The sequence below is a fragment of the Alkalihalobacillus alcalophilus ATCC 27647 = CGMCC 1.3604 genome (assembly GCF_000292245.2).
GTDB lineage: Bacteria > Bacillota > Bacilli > Bacillales > Bacillaceae_D > Alkalihalobacillus > Alkalihalobacillus alcalophilus.
The window spans coordinates 50,973-67,214 of record NZ_ALPT02000014.1 but is presented as its reverse complement, the minus strand read 5'-3'; the positions used below and the strand labels follow the sequence as shown (position 1 = coordinate 67,214).

The 16,242-nt window shown below is 36.3% G+C and carries 15 protein-coding genes; 10 read left to right on the top strand and 5 right to left on the bottom strand.

Annotated features, from left to right (window positions below):
- Nucleotides 1–338 precede the first annotated feature (338 nt).
- Nucleotides 339–1,538: an iron-containing alcohol dehydrogenase gene (locus tag BALCAV_RS05685; protein WP_003322666.1), complete on the bottom strand. Its 1,200-nt coding sequence runs from the start codon at nt 1,536–1,538 to the stop codon at nt 339–341.
- Nucleotides 1,539–1,628: 90 nt separating this feature from the next.
- Between BALCAV_RS05685 and BALCAV_RS05680 the strand changes: the two genes are divergently transcribed.
- Both BALCAV_RS05680 and BALCAV_RS05675 read left to right on the top strand, forming a co-directional pair.
- Nucleotides 1,629–2,345 carry a sulfite exporter TauE/SafE family protein gene (locus BALCAV_RS05680; protein ID WP_003322665.1) on the top strand — a complete coding sequence of 239 codons (717 nt, stop codon included), beginning with the start codon at nt 1,629–1,631 and terminating at the stop codon, nt 2,343–2,345.
- Nucleotides 2,346–2,364: 19 nt separating this feature from the next.
- Nucleotides 2,365–3,201, top strand: a complete 837-nt coding sequence (locus BALCAV_RS05675; RefSeq protein ID WP_003322664.1) for an SDR family oxidoreductase — start codon at nt 2,365–2,367, stop codon at nt 3,199–3,201.
- A 508-nt stretch (nt 3,202–3,709) separates the two neighbouring features.
- On the opposite strand, the gene BALCAV_RS05670 is transcribed toward BALCAV_RS05675, so the two are convergent.
- Nucleotides 3,710–4,624, bottom strand: a complete 915-nt coding sequence (locus tag BALCAV_RS05670; RefSeq protein ID WP_003321065.1) for a helix-turn-helix domain-containing protein — start codon at nt 4,622–4,624, stop codon at nt 3,710–3,712.
- A gap of 165 nt (nt 4,625–4,789) precedes the next feature.
- Between BALCAV_RS05670 and BALCAV_RS23040 the strand changes: the two genes are divergently transcribed.
- The 4 genes from BALCAV_RS23040 to BALCAV_RS05655 all read left to right on the top strand — a co-directional run bounded on the left by BALCAV_RS23040 (nt 4,790) and on the right by BALCAV_RS05655 (nt 7,145).
- Nucleotides 4,790–4,921, top strand: a complete 132-nt coding sequence (locus tag BALCAV_RS23040; protein ID WP_268746793.1) for a hypothetical protein — start codon at nt 4,790–4,792, stop codon at nt 4,919–4,921.
- 338 nt (nt 4,922–5,259) lie between these two features.
- Nucleotides 5,260–5,829 (top strand): hypothetical protein, encoded by a 570-nt coding sequence (locus BALCAV_RS05665; protein ID WP_003321064.1) that lies wholly within the window; start codon nt 5,260–5,262, stop codon nt 5,827–5,829.
- 217 nt (nt 5,830–6,046) lie between these two features.
- Complete coding sequence (locus BALCAV_RS05660) at nt 6,047–6,325, top strand: hypothetical protein (protein WP_003321062.1); 279 nt, start codon at nt 6,047–6,049, stop codon at nt 6,323–6,325.
- 19 nt (nt 6,326–6,344) lie between these two features.
- Nucleotides 6,345–7,145, top strand: a complete 801-nt coding sequence (locus tag BALCAV_RS05655; protein ID WP_003321061.1) for a hypothetical protein — start codon at nt 6,345–6,347, stop codon at nt 7,143–7,145.
- Between the two features lie 315 nt (nt 7,146–7,460).
- On the opposite strand, the gene guaC is transcribed toward BALCAV_RS05655, so the two are convergent.
- A complete protein-coding gene (guaC, locus tag BALCAV_RS05650) occupies nt 7,461–8,444 on the bottom strand; it encodes a GMP reductase (RefSeq protein ID WP_003321060.1) in 984 nt (327 codons plus the stop codon).
- 246 nt (nt 8,445–8,690) lie between these two features.
- Here guaC and BALCAV_RS05645 point away from each other — a divergent pair, with 246 nt between their 5' ends.
- The gene (locus BALCAV_RS05645) at nt 8,691–9,830 is read left to right on the top strand and encodes a zinc-dependent alcohol dehydrogenase (RefSeq protein WP_003321059.1); all 1,140 of its coding nucleotides are present in this window, start codon (nt 8,691–8,693) and stop codon (nt 9,828–9,830) included.
- Between the two features lie 71 nt (nt 9,831–9,901).
- On the opposite strand, the gene BALCAV_RS05640 is transcribed toward BALCAV_RS05645, so the two are convergent.
- On the bottom strand, nt 9,902–11,329 hold the full coding sequence (locus BALCAV_RS05640) for an FAD/NAD(P)-binding protein (RefSeq protein ID WP_003321058.1): 1,428 nt from the start codon (nt 11,327–11,329) through the stop codon (nt 9,902–9,904).
- Nucleotides 11,330–11,766: 437 nt separating this feature from the next.
- On the opposite strand from BALCAV_RS05640, the gene BALCAV_RS05635 reads away from it, so the two are divergent.
- The 3 genes from BALCAV_RS05635 to BALCAV_RS05625 all read left to right on the top strand — a co-directional run bounded on the left by BALCAV_RS05635 (nt 11,767) and on the right by BALCAV_RS05625 (nt 14,785).
- Nucleotides 11,767–12,960 (top strand): class I SAM-dependent rRNA methyltransferase, encoded by a 1,194-nt coding sequence (locus BALCAV_RS05635; protein WP_003321057.1) that lies wholly within the window; start codon nt 11,767–11,769, stop codon nt 12,958–12,960.
- 49 nt (nt 12,961–13,009) lie between these two features.
- Nucleotides 13,010–13,273, top strand: coding sequence for a hypothetical protein (locus BALCAV_RS05630; protein WP_152563032.1), 264 nt, complete (start codon nt 13,010–13,012; stop codon nt 13,271–13,273).
- Between the two features lie 84 nt (nt 13,274–13,357).
- A complete protein-coding gene (locus BALCAV_RS05625) occupies nt 13,358–14,785 on the top strand; it encodes a phospholipase D-like domain-containing protein (RefSeq protein WP_003321055.1) in 1,428 nt (475 codons plus the stop codon).
- Between the two features lie 51 nt (nt 14,786–14,836).
- Here the strand turns inward: BALCAV_RS05625 and BALCAV_RS05620 are convergent, their stop codons facing one another.
- Nucleotides 14,837–16,024 (bottom strand): tetracycline resistance MFS efflux pump, encoded by a 1,188-nt coding sequence (locus tag BALCAV_RS05620; RefSeq protein WP_003321054.1) that lies wholly within the window; start codon nt 16,022–16,024, stop codon nt 14,837–14,839.
- Nucleotides 16,025–16,242: the final 218 nt, after the last annotated feature.

Here is a 16,242-nt window from a genome sequence, read left to right as displayed (position 1 = left end):
AGGGAGGAAAGTCAGAAGGAGAGGCTGTGCACGCGTCCGCAGGTTCAGACTTTAGGTAGGAAAGTCAGAAGGAGAGGCTGTGCACGCGTCGTTAGGTTCAGACTTTAGGTAGGAAAGTCAGAAGGAGAGGCTGTGCACGCGTCGTTAGGTTCAGACTTTAGGTAGGAAAGTCAGAAGGAGAAGCTGTGCACGCAGCCACAGGTTCAGACTTTCTAATCAAAACTAAGGCCGCCCAACCACGCTCTTCCCTTCCCTTTATGAATGGTCGTTCATTAACTTAAACGAATATGATCAGCTTTTCAGCTTTTCGTTGAGAAATGAAAATTAACTTGATTGGTTTAACCTTCTCGAATTTGCTGATAAAGCTGAGTAAATTGGCTTTTATTAAAAATTTGTGGAACTGGATAAAGGGGGTTTGCCTCTGTATAAGCCCGGTTTACCATTAAGGGAATGTCCTTTTCTTCCACTTTTGTTTTGGTTGGAATGTTCATCTTATCATTTAAATTCTTAATCGCCTCAATAAATGCCTTCGCCTTATCAGCTATCGGAGTGGTTGACTCAACTAAGTTTGCCGCGTCTGCTAAGTCAGCTAAACGAGAATAGACCTTTTCTCCATAAGCTTCCAATACGTAAGGCAGAATAATCGCATTTGCTAATCCGTGTGGGGTTGAATAAAAACCACCTAAAGTATGGGCGATAGCATGGACATTTCCGACATAAGCACGGCTAAAGGCTAATCCAGCTAAATAGGAAGCCTTTTGCACCTTTTCACGTGCTTTGATATTTTCTCCATTTTCGTAAGCCTCATATAAATTTTCTAAAAGTAGCTGGACTGCTTCTAAACATTGCTGTTCGGTTTCAGATGTAGTGCTTTTGCCAATATAGGCTTCCACTGCGTGTGTTAACGCATCCATTCCTGTTGCCGCGGTTAAGTTTTTCGGCAGTTTAATGGTCAAGTTTGGGTCAAGAACGGCAATGTTTGGTGTTAACACCGGATCCATTAGGGCATACTTTTCAAATGTTTTCGAATCGGACACAACCGCAGCTAGTGTTGCTTCACTACCTGTTCCGGCTGTAGTTGGAATGGCGATAAGTAATGGTGTTTCTTTTTGTACTTTCATTACCCCTTTTAACTCACTTATTTTTTTATTCGGCTGTGCGACTCGAGCCGCAATCACTTTTGCACAATCAATTGGAGAGCCGCCACCAAAGGCTAAAAGAGCGTCACAATGAAGCTCTTTGTACTGCTGTAGTGCTTCTTCGATTAAATCAATTGTTGGATTTGGTTTTGTATCGCTAAAGACATAGTAACGAATGTTTGTTTTATCCAATTGTACGAGTAAAGGCTCCATTAACCCTGAGGAAACAATTCCTGTATCGGTGACAATAAATAGATGGTTGATTTTTTTATTTACAATATAAGAAGGGACGTTATTTATACTTCCAGCCCCTTCAATTAGTTCTGGTTTTCTCCATTTTAAAAAAAGGGTGAAAGATCGCATCATCATTTGGTAAATCCGACAGTATTGTTTATACATTTTGTCTCAGCTCCTTTATTGATCTTATGGAAACTATACCCTTTTTCCTATGTGATAATAGTAACGCATCGTTCTAATTGAGAGGTGTTTATGGAATTAGTCCTATTTATTTTAATCATACTAGTTGCTTCAATTTTACAAACTAGCTCAGGGTTCGGTTTTTCAATATTGGCTACGCCTTTCTTACTCCTTTTATTTGAGCCGTTTGAAGCCATTCAAATTAATTTATTAGTATCACTTATTATCTCTATGCTTCTATTTAAAAAAATAAATGCTGATATTCATTACGGGATGTTAAGACGTTTAGTGATTGGAAGTCTTCCTGGTTTACCACTGGGAATTTATATCTTTTTAACTGTTGATATTTCGTTGTTAAAAGTGGGGATTAGTATCATTATTCTATTTTTAACGCTATTACTCCTTTTCTCATTTCGAATTAAACAAAAGCAGACAAGGGATTATGGAGTCGGTAGCATCACAGGTACTCTGACTACGGCGATTGGCATGCCGGGGCCGCCATTATTGCTCTATTTTTCAAGTACAAATACACCAAAAGCAACCGTTCGGGCAACAATTCTAGCTTTCTATTTATTTATCTATTTCGTTAGTTTTGTTATCCAAATGATATTTGCTGGGACGAGTCAGGTTGTTTGGACTTCGACGCTTATAAGTTTACCTTTCGTTCTTGGTGGCTTATGGGTGGGACAATATCTGTATCGGAAAATGGACCAAAAAACCTTCCGTATTCTTACGTACATTCTATTATTTTTTACAGCGATTTATTTGTTATTAGAGCGATTTATTTAGAGAAAAGGATGGGGAAATAATGAAACTTGCCTTAGTAACAGGTGCAAATAGTGGCTTCGGCTTTTTGATCACAATTGAATTATTAAAGCAGGGATATACGGTTGTTGCGACGATGAGAAAGTTAGAAAATCGTTTGGAGCTTGTTGAACAGGCCCATCAACTTCGTATCGAAGAACATTTACATATAAAAAAAATGGATGTTACTAATCATCAAGAGGTTAAGAAGGTAGCCGAAGAATTAACAGACACATTTGGACAAATAGATCTCCTAATTAATAATGCAGGCTACTGTCAGGCAGGATTTTTAAATGACCTGGAGCTTGATGAATGGAAGGAGCAGTTTAACGTTAATGTGACAGGAGCCTTTTTAGTGACAAAGGAACTTCTGCCTTTATTAAAAAAGTCGGCACCAGCGAAGATCATTAATATTAGTAGTGTCAGTGGTTTTATTGCTTTTCCGGGATTGTCTGCTTATTGCTCCTCTAAGTATGCCTTAGAAGGATTTAGTGAAAGCTTAAGAGTTGAACTATTAAGTGAACAAATTTATGTATCGTTAATTGCACCAGGCTCTTATCAAACGAGAATTTGGGAAAAGTCTTTAAAGGATGCAGAAAAATATAATCTTGATCATTCACCATTTAAAGCAAAAGTGATTAATCAAGCAAAAGAAGCATCTGCAAATGCAGGCGACCCTAATGAAGTCGTTCAATTAATCATGAAGGTGTCTCAGAAAAAGAAACCAAAGCTTCGCTATCCAGTAGGAAATGGAATTGGTTTGCTCTATTATCTTAAGAGATTACTGCCCTATGCTTTGATGGAAAAACTGATCTTGATGAAGGTGAAAGCTGGGAATTGAGACGGGAAAATCTTAACCATAAAAAAGCTGTGCAAAAGTCATTTTATCCCTTTTGCACAGCTATATCTTTTTTTAATACACTTTATCACCGTTAAAAATCGAATTTTTGACGACGACATAATCAACGTTCCGAATCGCCTTTGGCTCTATTAACTATGTAACTCCCATTCGCTCTATAACAGATGGCGAGGCTGTGTTTTCGGGAACGCAAGGAGGGTATGGGAAGAAAGTGAAGAAAGATTTTCTCTTAAAGACGGTTATTTTACTAAAGGGAGTAGTTGTTGTGGTGGGAGTCTTTTTCTCCTTTATGACAGTCAATTAGCCCAAATTGAGGAACTGGAGGTGCTGCTGCAGCAGCAGGAGAGCGAATCTATCTTTTGGCCGAATCTCAGCACGGATTGGATGTAGAGTATCAGGAAAATGGTCTTACCGTTGTAAATTCACATTTTCCTGACGGTACCTCATTATTAGGTATTTTTAATTGAGAATGTTGGTACAAATACCTTATTTACTTATTATTATCTTGAGGTAGAATCGGAATTAACTCTTTATTTATAAAGTCTACATACCATTGTCTTTGTAAAATTTTGTATAAATTTATGGCGTTCATATAGTATTCTAATACCTGTTCTAGCTGTTCCTGATCACTGTCGGGTAACATGGAAAGAGATTGGCCGAATTGCACAAATAAATTTGGAAGAACTGAGATATCTTCTTGCTTTATAGATAATAAGATGCCTTCCTGAGCTATTTCTATGGATTTTTGATATTCAGATCTTAAGAACATAAGCTTGGATAAATTGAAATACACTTTCAGTTTGAGTCTATAATAACCTTCTATTTTTATATTTTTTTCTAATATGTCCTGGTAGTAAATTGTTGCTTTTTTATATTGCTTATTTTGAGTTAAGATATTACCTATTACATTTTTTATTTTCAAATCTTGATAAGATTGTTTTAATAAATAATCCTGTTGAACATCGATTAATTCTTCAAGAGCATTGATACATTGTTGATAATTAATCTGATCTAAGTAATAACTAGATAAAATGTTATGCCATTGTATGTACTGGTTAAATTCATTTCCTAAGGTTTTTAGTGTATGGTTTTTGAGATTAAGTTTTGTAATTTCAAATACTTCTTTGTAGTCGTTTAATTTTACGAGTCTGTCTATCTCGTTCATAGTTTCCTGTATGTATAAATAACTTGTTGTAGACAATTCTTTAATAAGCTGATCAATGGAGAAGTGGAGTTTTACTGATATTGCGTAAAGTATATCGATACTCGGGAAAGTTCTTCCTAGCTCAATACTGCTAATGGCTGCTTGTGTGCAAATCCCTTCTGCTAATTCCTTTTGTGATAAAGAAAACTGCTTTCTTAACTTCTTAATTTCTTCGCCTAGATCTTTACTGGAAATAAACATCGTTCCCCTCCTGATGTACAACAAATTTTGTATTTTCTTATTATTTTAATGAAAAATCGAGGAAAATTCACTAAATATTTAAAAAATACCTATAAACCTCCAAATGGTCATTTTTTGATACGTAGTACAATCAGCTTATCAAAATAAAACATTCGGAGGTTAGTTATGAAACAAGAACTAAAACTATTTTTAATTACAGCTACCTTAATTACATTTGGATTCTTAAGCACTCAATTCGGAACTGAATTAGCCTTGAGTTTATCGGAACATTTACCCACTTTACCACCTGTCAATTAAAATTGAGAGTATAAAAAAATATCAATACCTGAATTATTCATAGCTCGATCATAAACCAGGACTTCAGGCCAAAAATGGTTAGAAGCCCGCTCCATTGGATAAATCCTGCTTATATAGTCGGCAAAAACTATTCCTTATAATGGCATTGTCTCCTTCATTCGACAAAGGATCAAGAACAGGTTAGAACTCGTCTTTCTACCACCATATAGTCCACAATTGAATATTGTAGATAGGCTTTGCGTTCGATTGTAAGGCTTTTTTAATCACTACTATATATTGGTTTTAATGTATTTTTATGTAAATATAAAGCGTATTTTAAAAAAAGGAGATGATTAAAGATGAAGAAGAAATTTATTCAAGCTTTACTTGTTATTATGACTATTTCTATTGTTTTTCCTCACGTATCTTTTGCAGATGAAGTTGAAGATGATGTAGAAATTGGTGAAAGTGTTCATGTAGAAGGAGTTCTAAATTATGACGTTGATTCAGAAGAAGAAACAAATGAAATAGGCATTCAATGTATTGCTTGTGTTGGCATGGGAACTAAAGTTAAAGTTTTAAATGGCCCGACAAAAATAAACAAGAAATTTGTGAGGTATTTAACGGGCTCATGGGCAAAAGCAAATAGTTATACTTGGAGTAAATCAAATAGTGCTTCCGCTACATTAAGTGCTAGTGTAGGTGAATCAGCTTCTGCCATTTCTGGAACATTAAATGTCGCTAAGAGTGTTACTACTTCATATTCTGTTGGAATTACTCTTCCTGCAAACTCAAGTAGGTTTAGTAAATTAGGGTTTTATAGTGACTATGATAGAAGACAAATTGAAGTAACTAAAATAGGAACAACAAAAAAAGCTTATCATTACGCTCCTAGAAAAGATACTTACCTTCAGGTTGCTTATCAATAAAGTTATTCAACTATTTAAAGCTATTTATTTCTACTAAAATAATCAAGAATTTTTAGAAAATTCTTGATTATTTGTTTTTTATATGTTATTTTAAATAGTATTTAAAAAAGGGATAACTCAAAATGATAAAAATTCATTTCCGCTTTACTTGTGGTGATAACTTTAGAAGGCGTTCTAAATTACGATGTCGATTCAGAAGGAGATGCAAATGAAATAGGTGCTTAATGTATCCCATGCGTTGGTTGGTAAAGGAACCAAAGTCAAAGTTTTAAACAGGCCAACAAATATTATTAAAAAATTTGTAAGAAATTTAACTAGTACCTATTTAAAAGTAAGCAGCTATACTTGGAAAAGTTCAAATACCACTTCTGCTATTTCTGGAACATTAAGTGTTGCTAGAAGGCAAGTTAAAGTAACCAAAACAGGGGCAACAAAAAAAGCTTATTCCTATACCCCAAGAACGGGTACTTACCTCCAGGTTGTCAATCAATTATAATATGGGGAGTTAATTCATAATGAATAGAAAAAAACAAATTACCGTGATATCATTCTTATTAGTTTTGATATTAGGTATAGGTTCTTATACTATTTATTCAAACACAAAGAGAGTTGAAGATAACTTAAATTTAAGCTTTGCAAATAATTATATTAGCTACGTAATCAATGAAGAAGACAAGACAATGAAGTTTAATCTATTTGGTTTATTAGACACTAGTTCAACCAATGACGAAATACTACAAAAGATTAATTCTTTAAGCCTTAATAATAGTGAAATGATTATAATGGATTTTGAAGTGGATAGTGGAATAATTTATAAGGGACATCAGATTGTTAATTTTATTATTGAAATTGAATTCAAAAGTCTCGATACTCTATCAGCCGACACCCTTTTCATCAATTATTCTGATAATAAAGAAGAGGCATTTGAAATAGGAGAAATTACATTAGCTAATAGCTCACAATTTCAAACAGAAGATTCAATTGATATTACTGAAGCTCACACTATTGGTTACCCTTCACCTTCTCTAGAAATTACCCTTGATAATCAAGGAGATAATGAAATTAAAATTATAAATGTGTATGATTTAAACAAAACGATTAATTCTAGTATCAATGAATTCTATATTAAATCTAATGATTCAAATCAACTTATTGTTGATGAGTTCGATAATACTGGAGAAGACATTGATTTTTACACCGTTACACCTATAATCGAGTACCGTTCTGGTGATATTAATAATGAATATGTTTTACCAGGGATGATTTATGGGGTTTTGCTCTCCGATGAAGAAAAAATAGATATGATGTTAAACTAAGTAAACATAAACAAAGATACTTACCGATTGGATAAGGTCTTTGTTTATTTATATTACAATATAGGTACGCAATCATTAACCTAATTACATTAATTAATAGAGAAAGTAACTATCGTAAAAGTATTTAATAGTAATTATTATGAAGATTATTTATTACGTTGGTTAACTGAGGAAGAAATTTATTTCGATTAAAATGGTTTTCAGAATGTGGGAATAGAATTTTTGTTGTACAAGAAGTATGTGAATTTTAGTATCTATATAAGAAAAAGACTGTGCAAAAGTCATTTTCTCCCTTTTGCACAGCTATATCACTTTTTAATAAACTTTATCACCGTTAAAAATCGAATTTTTGACGACGACATAATCAACGTTACGAATCGCCTCAAGTTTATTTCCGCCAGAATAAGAGATAGATGATTGTAAGTCTTGCTCCATCTCATTTAACGTATCTCGTAAAGAGCCTTTATGATCAACGAGCATTTTTTTACCTTCGACGTTTTTCTTTTCTCCTTTTTGGAATTCAGAAGCCGAACCGAAATACTCTTTATAGAGCTTGCCGTCTTTTTCAATCGTTTCCCCTGGAGATTCCTCATGACCTGCAAATAATGAACCGACCATGACCATTGAAGCACCAAAACGAACTGATTTCGCAATATCACCGTGAGTACGAATACCGCCATCAGCAATGATTGGTTTACTCGCGGCTTTTGCACACCAACGAAGGGCTGCTAACTGCCAACCTCCTGTACCAAAACCTGTTTTAATCTTCGTAATACATACTTTACCAGGGCCAATTCCGACTTTGGTTGCATCAGCACCAGCATTTTCAAGTTCGCGTACTGCTTCAGGAGTTCCGACATTTCCAGCGATAACAAAGCTTGCTGGTAAATGTTTTTTAATATGTTGAATCATCTCAATGACAGCATTGGAATGTCCGTGAGCAATGTCAATCGTAATAAACTCAGGAATTAATTCTTTCGTTGCTAACTGGACAATAAAATCATACTCGTCATCTTTTACACCGACACTAATGGAAGCAATTAACCCTTTGTTATGCATGTCTTTAATAAAATCAGCACGCTTTTCAGGTTGAAAACGATGCATAATATAAAAATACCCGTTTTCAGCTAAATTAATGGCGATTTTTTCATCAATGATCGTTTGCATATTTGCTGGTACGACCGGTAATTTAAATGTATGACCACCTAATGTAATGCTCGTATCACATTCAGAACGACTGTTCACAATACATTTTGCGGGGATTAGTTGAATATCTTCATAATCAAACACGTTATCCATTATATGCACCTCTAAATACGAATATTTTACCGTTAAGATAATATTAATGTTCGTCCATTAGGTAATTTACCTCATTTTGAGACAGTTGTCAAAGTATTAATTTGGTAATCCAATTGAAAAATCACGAAAACGCTTACGAGACGTGTGTTTGAACTTGTTTAAATAAATATTTTATTTTTAACATATTAGAACGATTCATTGGGGAAGATAGAGAGGTAGGAAGGATTGATAAGGAGGTTTTATTTAGTGAAAGCTGTTACTTTTCAAGGTGCTAAGAATATGCAAGTGAAAGAAGTTCCAGATGCCAAGTTAGAGCAAAACGATGACATCCTCGTACGCATTACTTCAACCGCGATATGTGGCTCAGATTTACATATTTATCAAGGTGCTTTGCCAGCAGAGAAAGATTATGTAGTCGGTCATGAGCCAATGGGCATTGTAGAAGAAGTAGGACCAGAGGTAACAAAAGTGAAAAAAGGAGATCGAGTCGTTATCCCGTTTAATATTGCCTGTGGCAACTGTTACTATTGTCAACATGAGATGGAAAGCCAATGCGATCATTCGAATCCAAACCAAGAAATTGACACAGGTGGGTATTTTGGATTTACGGAGCGTTATGGTAATCATCCCGGAGGTCAAGCCGAATATTTGCGTGTGCCTTATGGGAATTTTATGCCTTTTGTGATTCCGGAAGCTGTTGAACTCGAAGATGAAGCGTTACTATTTATGTCGGATGTTCTGCCAACTGCTTATTGGAGTATTGAAAATGCAGGAGTAAAAAAAGGGGATACCGTTGCCGTACTTGGTTGTGGTCCTGTTGGATTAATGGCTCAAAAGTTTGCCTGGATGAAAGGCGCCAAAAGAGTGATTGCAGTTGATAATCTTTTATATAGACTTGCACGTGCGAAAAAAATGAACAATGTAGAAATTTTTAACTTCGAAGAATATGAAGATTTAGGTTCCCATATTAAAGAAATGACAAGTGGAGGTGTCGATGCGGTTATTGATTGTGTCGGAATGGATGGAAAAAAGACCCTTCTTGAAGCAGCGGAACAAAAGTTGATGCTTAGCGGTGGAACGATAAGTCCAATAAAAATAGCAATGAATGCGGTTAGAAAATTTGGAACGATACAGCTAACAGGAGTGTATGGGTCGAAATATAACCAATTTCCTTTAGGGAATCTGTTTGAGCGAAATATAGAAATTAGAATGGGACAGGCACCTGTTGTTCACTATATGCCATTACTTTTTAAAATGATTACATCAGGTGAGCTGGATCCCACGGAAATTGTCTCTCATAAAATGCGGTTAGATGAAGCAAGTAAAGCCTATCATATCTTTAATAATCATCAAGATGAGTGTGTGAAAGTCATTCTTCAACCTTAATTTTACTAATAAAAACATCTCCAATAATGGAGGAGATGTTTTTTTATATATTATCACATACTAAATTTGGCTTAAGTCAGTGATTCTCTCTCTTTCCATTCCCCCACAAATTCGGCGTCATCATAGCTATAAAAATTGGCTAAAATCTCTTTTCGATCATCGATGAATAGTTGGTCCGCAATGGCCGAAACAATACGAGGGACTCCAAATTTCATTCCTGATAGTGCAGAAGCGGTAATCCCACAGCTTATTAATGCTGAATAGTTGAAGGAAAAAAGGCCGTGTAGTTTTGGCGTGCCTTCTTTCGTTCGACTCAAAAAGGCAAAACCAGAACTTAAATAGGGATGAGCGTCGAGGATGTCATTTTTCACCTCGTCTTTTGCTCGAAATTTATCTCCCCAGCGGGCAATATGTTCTTCAACTAAAGATAGTTCTGGACGCAAGGCAGGGTCGGTTAAGAGACCTGTACTTATAATGAGAAAGTCAAATGTATACGTTCCTTTTGGGGTTGTCACTTTTGCCCCCTCTGTTGTTTCTTCAACTGAAAGCCATGGGGAGCCAAGGTGTAATTGGAACCCAGACCAAGCAAGAGCACGGTTAAACGTATCATTTGTTGGTGGTTGATTATGGTTGAAAAAATGAGCGATGGCTTCATATTTATCCTTATCCTCTAATGCGGCAAAACGCTCAATCATTCCGGAAAGCTCCATTTGTCGGATTTGATTTATTCTCGGCATTTCCTTTCGGCGCACAAAGACATGGGCTTCGGTCACTCCTTCTGTTAAAGCGTAGTTGGCATTATCAAAAGCCGAAGCTCCTCCACCTAAAACCGCTATTTTTTTCCCTTTTAAATGTTCAAAATCAATGGATTGTGAGGTGTGAGCGTATAAATGTTGCGGAAGGTTCTCTGTAATCATCGCTGGAATATGCCATTGTCCTCCACCTTGTATCCCTGTTGCGAGGACAACTTTACGGGCTAAGACTTGTTTAGAAGGGGCTCCTAGACCTGTTAAATGTAAACGATGAAGTCCTTTTTCTACTGGTTCTATAAGCTCTAGCGTTGTCTCGTTCACAACAGGCAGTTGCAATACTTGACGAAACCAACGCAAATAGTCCATCCAATCATGACGTGGAATTTTGTCGATAGCTTCCCAACTTTCCTCGCCATATTGGGCTTCCCACCAAGCTCGATACGTAAGGGAGGGGACACCTAAGTCAATCGATGTCAGCTGTTTTGGCGTTCGCAGTGTAACCATCCGGGCGTAGGTAACCCAAGGTCCTTCTTGTCCTTCTTTATTCTCATCAAGCACTAATATATTAGAGATTCGCTCTTTTAATAAACCAAAGGCAATCGCAAGCCCACTTTGACCTCCACCGACAATCACGACATCATAAACATGCTCATCAAAATGGAGGGTAGGAGTTAGCCAATCAGCCCCTCCAAAATTTAGATAAGAAAGATCTTGTTGCACTCGTTTATTTAATAAGTCTAAACTCATAAATTTTCAATCCTTTCTTGGAGAATTTGCTTTGTTGTTAATCTCGCCGTTCATTACGTTGAAATGTGATTAAGAAAAGAGTAGCATTGACAAGGTGGGATAGGGATGTTCATATTGCCTAAATTTATTTGGATTATTTAGTTAAGGTAGATAATTGGGAGTGTAAGAACATCTGACATTTGGTTTATATAAATAATTTAAGTGTTAAAGTGCTTATGTTAACTTTTGTTTATCCGATTCATCGGATGAATAAATAGGGGATTAATCATTTATTATAGTGGCTACATTTTTAAGCAGGTCATTTATGTGAGATAATGCTACAAGGTTTTAGCACTCTTTATACCAATGTCATGGTCGCTAGAATTGGAAAGCTGGTTATCGAAAAGTAAAAACGTTAAACTAAATACAATATGTTGGATACATAAAGGATGAAGAGCATGAGAAAAGAAGTAACGGTTAAAGTAAAGCCCAAATTTTTAAAACAATATCGAGCAGGCTATCCTCTGATTTCTAAAGAGGCGTTAGAAAATAGTAATCAACTGACAGACGAAGGGACACTTGTTAAGTTAGTCGATGATAAGCATCAGTTTTTAGGGAAAGGTTATTATGGAAAGCAAAACAAAGGCTTTGGCTGGATTTTAACGAATAAAGAAAAAGAAAAAATCGACCAATCATTTTTTGAAGAAAAAATTAGAAAAGCAGTGGCAGAGCGAAGAGAATTGTTTCAATCGGAGGACACAAATGCATTTCGAGTTTTGAACGCAGAAGGAGATGGTGTTGGTGGTTTAACGATTGATTTTTTTGATGGTTATTATTTAATTAGCTGGTACAGTGAGGGAATGTTTTCTTTTCAGAAGGAAGTTATTGCTGCATTAGAAAGCTCGGTTGATTACAAAGGAATCTATCAAAAGAAACGATTTAATACGGGTGGACAGTATATAGAAGAAGATGATTTTGTCGCAGGCACACGCGGTGAGTTCCCGCTTATTGTGAAGGAGAATGGTGTTCAATTTGCGATCTATTTAAACGATGGAGCGATGGTCGGTGTCTTTTTGGACCAGCGTGAGGTTCGGAAAACGATCCGTGACCATTATGCAGAGGGTAAAACGGTGCTGAATACTTTTTCTTATACGGGGGCTTTTTCTGTTTATGCCGCGTTAGGAGGAGCACTTAAAACGACGAGCGTTGATTTAGCCAATCGTAGTTTAGCGAAAACGATCGAGCAATTCAGTGTCAATGGTGTCGATTATGAAGCACAAGATATTATAGTTGATGATGTCTTCAAATATTTTAAATATGCGAAGAAAAAGGAGAAGTCATTTGATCTTGTTGTGCTTGATCCACCTAGTTTTGCTCGTTCCAAAAAACTTACCTTTAGTGCTGCGAAGGATTATACGAACCTTCTAAAGGAAGCGATTGAGATTACCGAAAAAGGCGGAGTTATTGTCGCTTCAACAAATAGTGCTTCTTTTGATATGAAGAAATTTAAAGGTTTTATTGATCAGGCCTTTAAGCAAACGAATACAAAATACAAAATCGAAGAGGAATTCTCTTTACCAGAAGACTTTAAAATTCATCCACAATATCGTGAGGGTGATTATTTGAAGGTTGTTTTTGTGAGGAAAAGGTAATGAAAGGGTAATGTGAATCTAGTTTTTCGATGTCCCATAAGGTCACTAGTTGGCTTTGTGGGATGATTTAGTGTGGAGAAAAGCTGAGATAAGTAATGAAAATCAGGAGTTTGAGAAATTAGAGTGCGAAAAAGCCGAGATAAGTAATGAAAATCACGAGTTTGAAAAATTAGAGTGCGAAAAAGCCGAGGTAAGTAATGAAAATCTCGAGTTTCAGCAATTAGAGTGCGAAAAGGCAAAAATAAGTAATGAAAGCCGTGATTTGACGAAATTAATGTACGAAAACCAAGGCAGTGATTGGCTGTTACATTAATGTCGAAAAATGCTATCCCATTTAATAGGGATGCTTTTCCATCTTCTTTCATATGCTATAAAAAAGCAGAAAAGGTTCGATTCTATGATAAAAAAATGGTTAAAGATTATCTTGATATTAATGCTCTTATACGTTGGGTACGTGTTGATTTCTACAACTCTTGTTTTTAAAATCCACACACCAACTGCCCCGGATTGGCAGCCAGCATTTGAGAGTGGCGAGAATGAATCCGGTGATCGGGTTATGCTCGTACAGGATCGCTTTGAATCGGGAATGGCTCGGATTCAATTGATTGATCAAGCCGAACAATCCATTGAAATTTCTTCCTATGCTGTACATGAGGGGAAGTATGCTGATTTATTTTTTGGAGCTCTTTTTGAAGCCGCTGATCGTGGCGTTCAGGTTCGAATTATTTTAGATGGAATCGTTAATAAGTGGAATTCGGACCTTCGTGAGTTAAGTTATGCGATGTTTGAGCATCCAAATATAGAGTACCAGTTTTACGAACCTTTGAACTTACTCAAACCATGGACATGGAATAATCGTTATCATGATAAATTATTGGTCATTGATAATGAGATGGTCATGGTCGGCGGGAGAAATATTGGCGACCGCTATTTTGGTCCAGAAGGTGCAAAGGATGCGACCAATGATCGCGATGTCATTGTGATGAATACAGATGAAGAGCGATATGAGCAGAGTGTTTTATTTGATGTAGGGCAATATTATGATATGGTTTGGAACCACGATTATACAAAAGCAGTTGTAACCGATGTTTCGAAAAGGCAACGTAATAAAGGGAAAGCTCGAGAACAAGAGGTAAAAAAAGCATATGAGCAAGCCGTTGAGCAATATCCTCAATATTTTTTAGAGGAAGTCGATTGGTTAGCGACATCCTTTCCCGCAAATCAGGTTAAGTTTCTGCATAGTCCAATTGAGCGACTGAATAAGGAGCCGATCATTTGGTTAGAGCTCATTCACCAATTAGAAAACGCATCAGGTTTTGTTTATATGGAAAGTCCGTATATTATTCCAACGAAAAAAATGCTTGCGTATTTAGAAGACAGCGAAGTGGAGATAGAAAAGATCAAGTTAATGACGAATTCATTTGCGTCGACTCCTAATGCTGTCGCTTTTTCAGGGTATTATCCTAATCGTCATCACTTGGCGGTGGAATCAAATGGCTTGTATGAATTCCAATCAAACACAGAGTCGTTACATGGAAAAACGTATATTTTTGATCAGAAAATTAGTTTTGTCGGTTCCTTTAACTTAGATGCCAGAAGTACTTTTTTAAATACTGAGGTTATGGTTTTGATCGATAGTGAACCGTTTGCTAGGCATTTACAAGAGGAAATTGACTATGCGATGGATGAGAAAAGTTTACGAGTTTTGGGAGACGCGAGGTATGAAGCGGATCCTAATGTTGAATTGGCTGAGGTGAGTGATTGGAAAGTGAGGAAGATTAAAGCTTTATCTTATATCACAAGGTTTTTTGATTATTTATTATAAAGGAGGCTGCCAAGTTAGGTTTTCAATGACCTAATGGCAGCCCCTTTTTTTCTAAACTGATTCCCCTGATGGACTCAATTTTTCCTCTTTGTTTACTTGATGAGCATAAAGGCGATAAATAAAATACGCGATAAACGATAAAATCATTCCAATAATAAAAGGTAAGTTAATCGCAATCGAGAATAATAATCCTCCAAGTGGTGGACCGATAATCCGACCAAGGGAATCCATCGATGATAATAGGCCAGTTACTTGACCATAAGCAGATTTCGCTCTTTTGGTTACTAAGGAAGAAACACTTGGGCGAATAAAGCCATTTCCTATTCCGAATATGGATAAAAAGATAGCGGCAGTCACAAAGCTATCGATAAATAAAATAAGGGCAAAACCTAAAGCGGAAATAAAAATTCCAAGTTGAATCACTTTTCCTTCGCCGATTTTTTTCGTTAAGCGTCCGACTAAACCACCTTGCACAATGGCTCCAGCAAAACCCATAATCATAAAGATATATCCGAGTTGAACAGGGCCAAGTCCAGCTTTTTCATAAGCATAATAGGCAAATGTTGCTTCAAGTCCAGCGAGTGATAACGTTACAAAAAGCTGTAAGAGGAATAAGTTTGAGGCGGGACCGTTAAACGCTGATTTTAATGATAGGCGTTTTCGGTTAGTAGCCCCCTTATTTTCTTCACTTAATGACTCTTTTAAGACAATCAATACGAGGAAAAACGTAATAAGTGATGAAGCACCTGCAAGATAAAAAGGTATAGTTAAGCTTGTGTCTGAGAAAATCCCACCAATTCCAGGACCAAAAACAAAGCCTAAACCGACGGCTGCTCCGATGATTCCCATTCCCTTACTTCGGTTTTCTTCACTTGTAATGTCTGCTACATAAGCCATAACAGTTGGCATATTGGCTGCTGACAAAAAACCACCGATTATACGAGCGGCAAATAACATCCAAAGAGTGGAAGCAAAGGCCATTAAAAAGAAAGATAATGAAAGACCTGCAATTCCAATTAACAATACCGGTTTTCTCCCAATCCGATCGGAGATTCTGCCCCACATCGGCGCAAAAATAAATTGCATCAAAGAATAGACGGCCATTAACAAGCCTAATTGAGTTGGAGAAGCCCCAAGGTCCTCCGCATAAAAAGGCATAACGGGAATAATAATCCCAAATCCAACCATGACTAAAAACATAATCGCAAATAAAATCGGTAACACTTTTTTTGTTTCCATTTTGTTCACTCCAATTAAAACCCTCATCTATCGGAAGGTCTGTCCAGTCAAAAACACACTTTATTATTATACACCTCTTTCGCCCATTTCAGAAATTGAACAAGTGAACACTTTTAAAAGATTCTTTTAATAAGTAAGTAGTTATAGGGAATGAAGGCTAGTCATTGTTTTTAGTTAGGGATTAGATCTATTTTCTTTATCGTTGATTATAGGTATGA

What these genes read in the sequence shown, in the direction of transcription:
- BALCAV_RS05625 (WP_003321055.1), top strand. Translation starts at nt 13,358, where the DNA reads ATGATAAAAAAATGGTTAAAGATTATCTTGATATTAATGCTCTTATAC.
- BALCAV_RS05640 (WP_003321058.1), bottom strand. Translation starts at nt 11,329, where the DNA reads ATGAGTTTAGACTTATTAAATAAACGAGTGCAACAAGATCTTTCTTAT.
- guaC (WP_003321060.1), bottom strand. Translation starts at nt 8,444, where the DNA reads ATGGATAACGTGTTTGATTATGAAGATATTCAACTAATCCCCGCAAAA.
- BALCAV_RS05665 (WP_003321064.1), top strand. Translation starts at nt 5,260, where the DNA reads ATGAAGAAGAAATTTATTCAAGCTTTACTTGTTATTATGACTATTTCT.
- BALCAV_RS05655 (WP_003321061.1), top strand. Translation starts at nt 6,345, where the DNA reads ATGAATAGAAAAAAACAAATTACCGTGATATCATTCTTATTAGTTTTG.
- BALCAV_RS05685 (WP_003322666.1), bottom strand. Translation starts at nt 1,538, where the DNA reads ATGTATAAACAATACTGTCGGATTTACCAAATGATGATGCGATCTTTC.
- BALCAV_RS05620 (WP_003321054.1), bottom strand. Translation starts at nt 16,024, where the DNA reads ATGGAAACAAAAAAAGTGTTACCGATTTTATTTGCGATTATGTTTTTA.
- BALCAV_RS05680 (WP_003322665.1), top strand. Translation starts at nt 1,629, where the DNA reads ATGGAATTAGTCCTATTTATTTTAATCATACTAGTTGCTTCAATTTTA.
- BALCAV_RS05635 (WP_003321057.1), top strand. Translation starts at nt 11,767, where the DNA reads ATGAGAAAAGAAGTAACGGTTAAAGTAAAGCCCAAATTTTTAAAACAA.
- BALCAV_RS23040 (WP_268746793.1), top strand. Translation starts at nt 4,790, where the DNA reads ATGAAACAAGAACTAAAACTATTTTTAATTACAGCTACCTTAATTACA.
- BALCAV_RS05675 (WP_003322664.1), top strand. Translation starts at nt 2,365, where the DNA reads ATGAAACTTGCCTTAGTAACAGGTGCAAATAGTGGCTTCGGCTTTTTG.
- BALCAV_RS05670 (WP_003321065.1), bottom strand. Translation starts at nt 4,624, where the DNA reads ATGTTTATTTCCAGTAAAGATCTAGGCGAAGAAATTAAGAAGTTAAGA.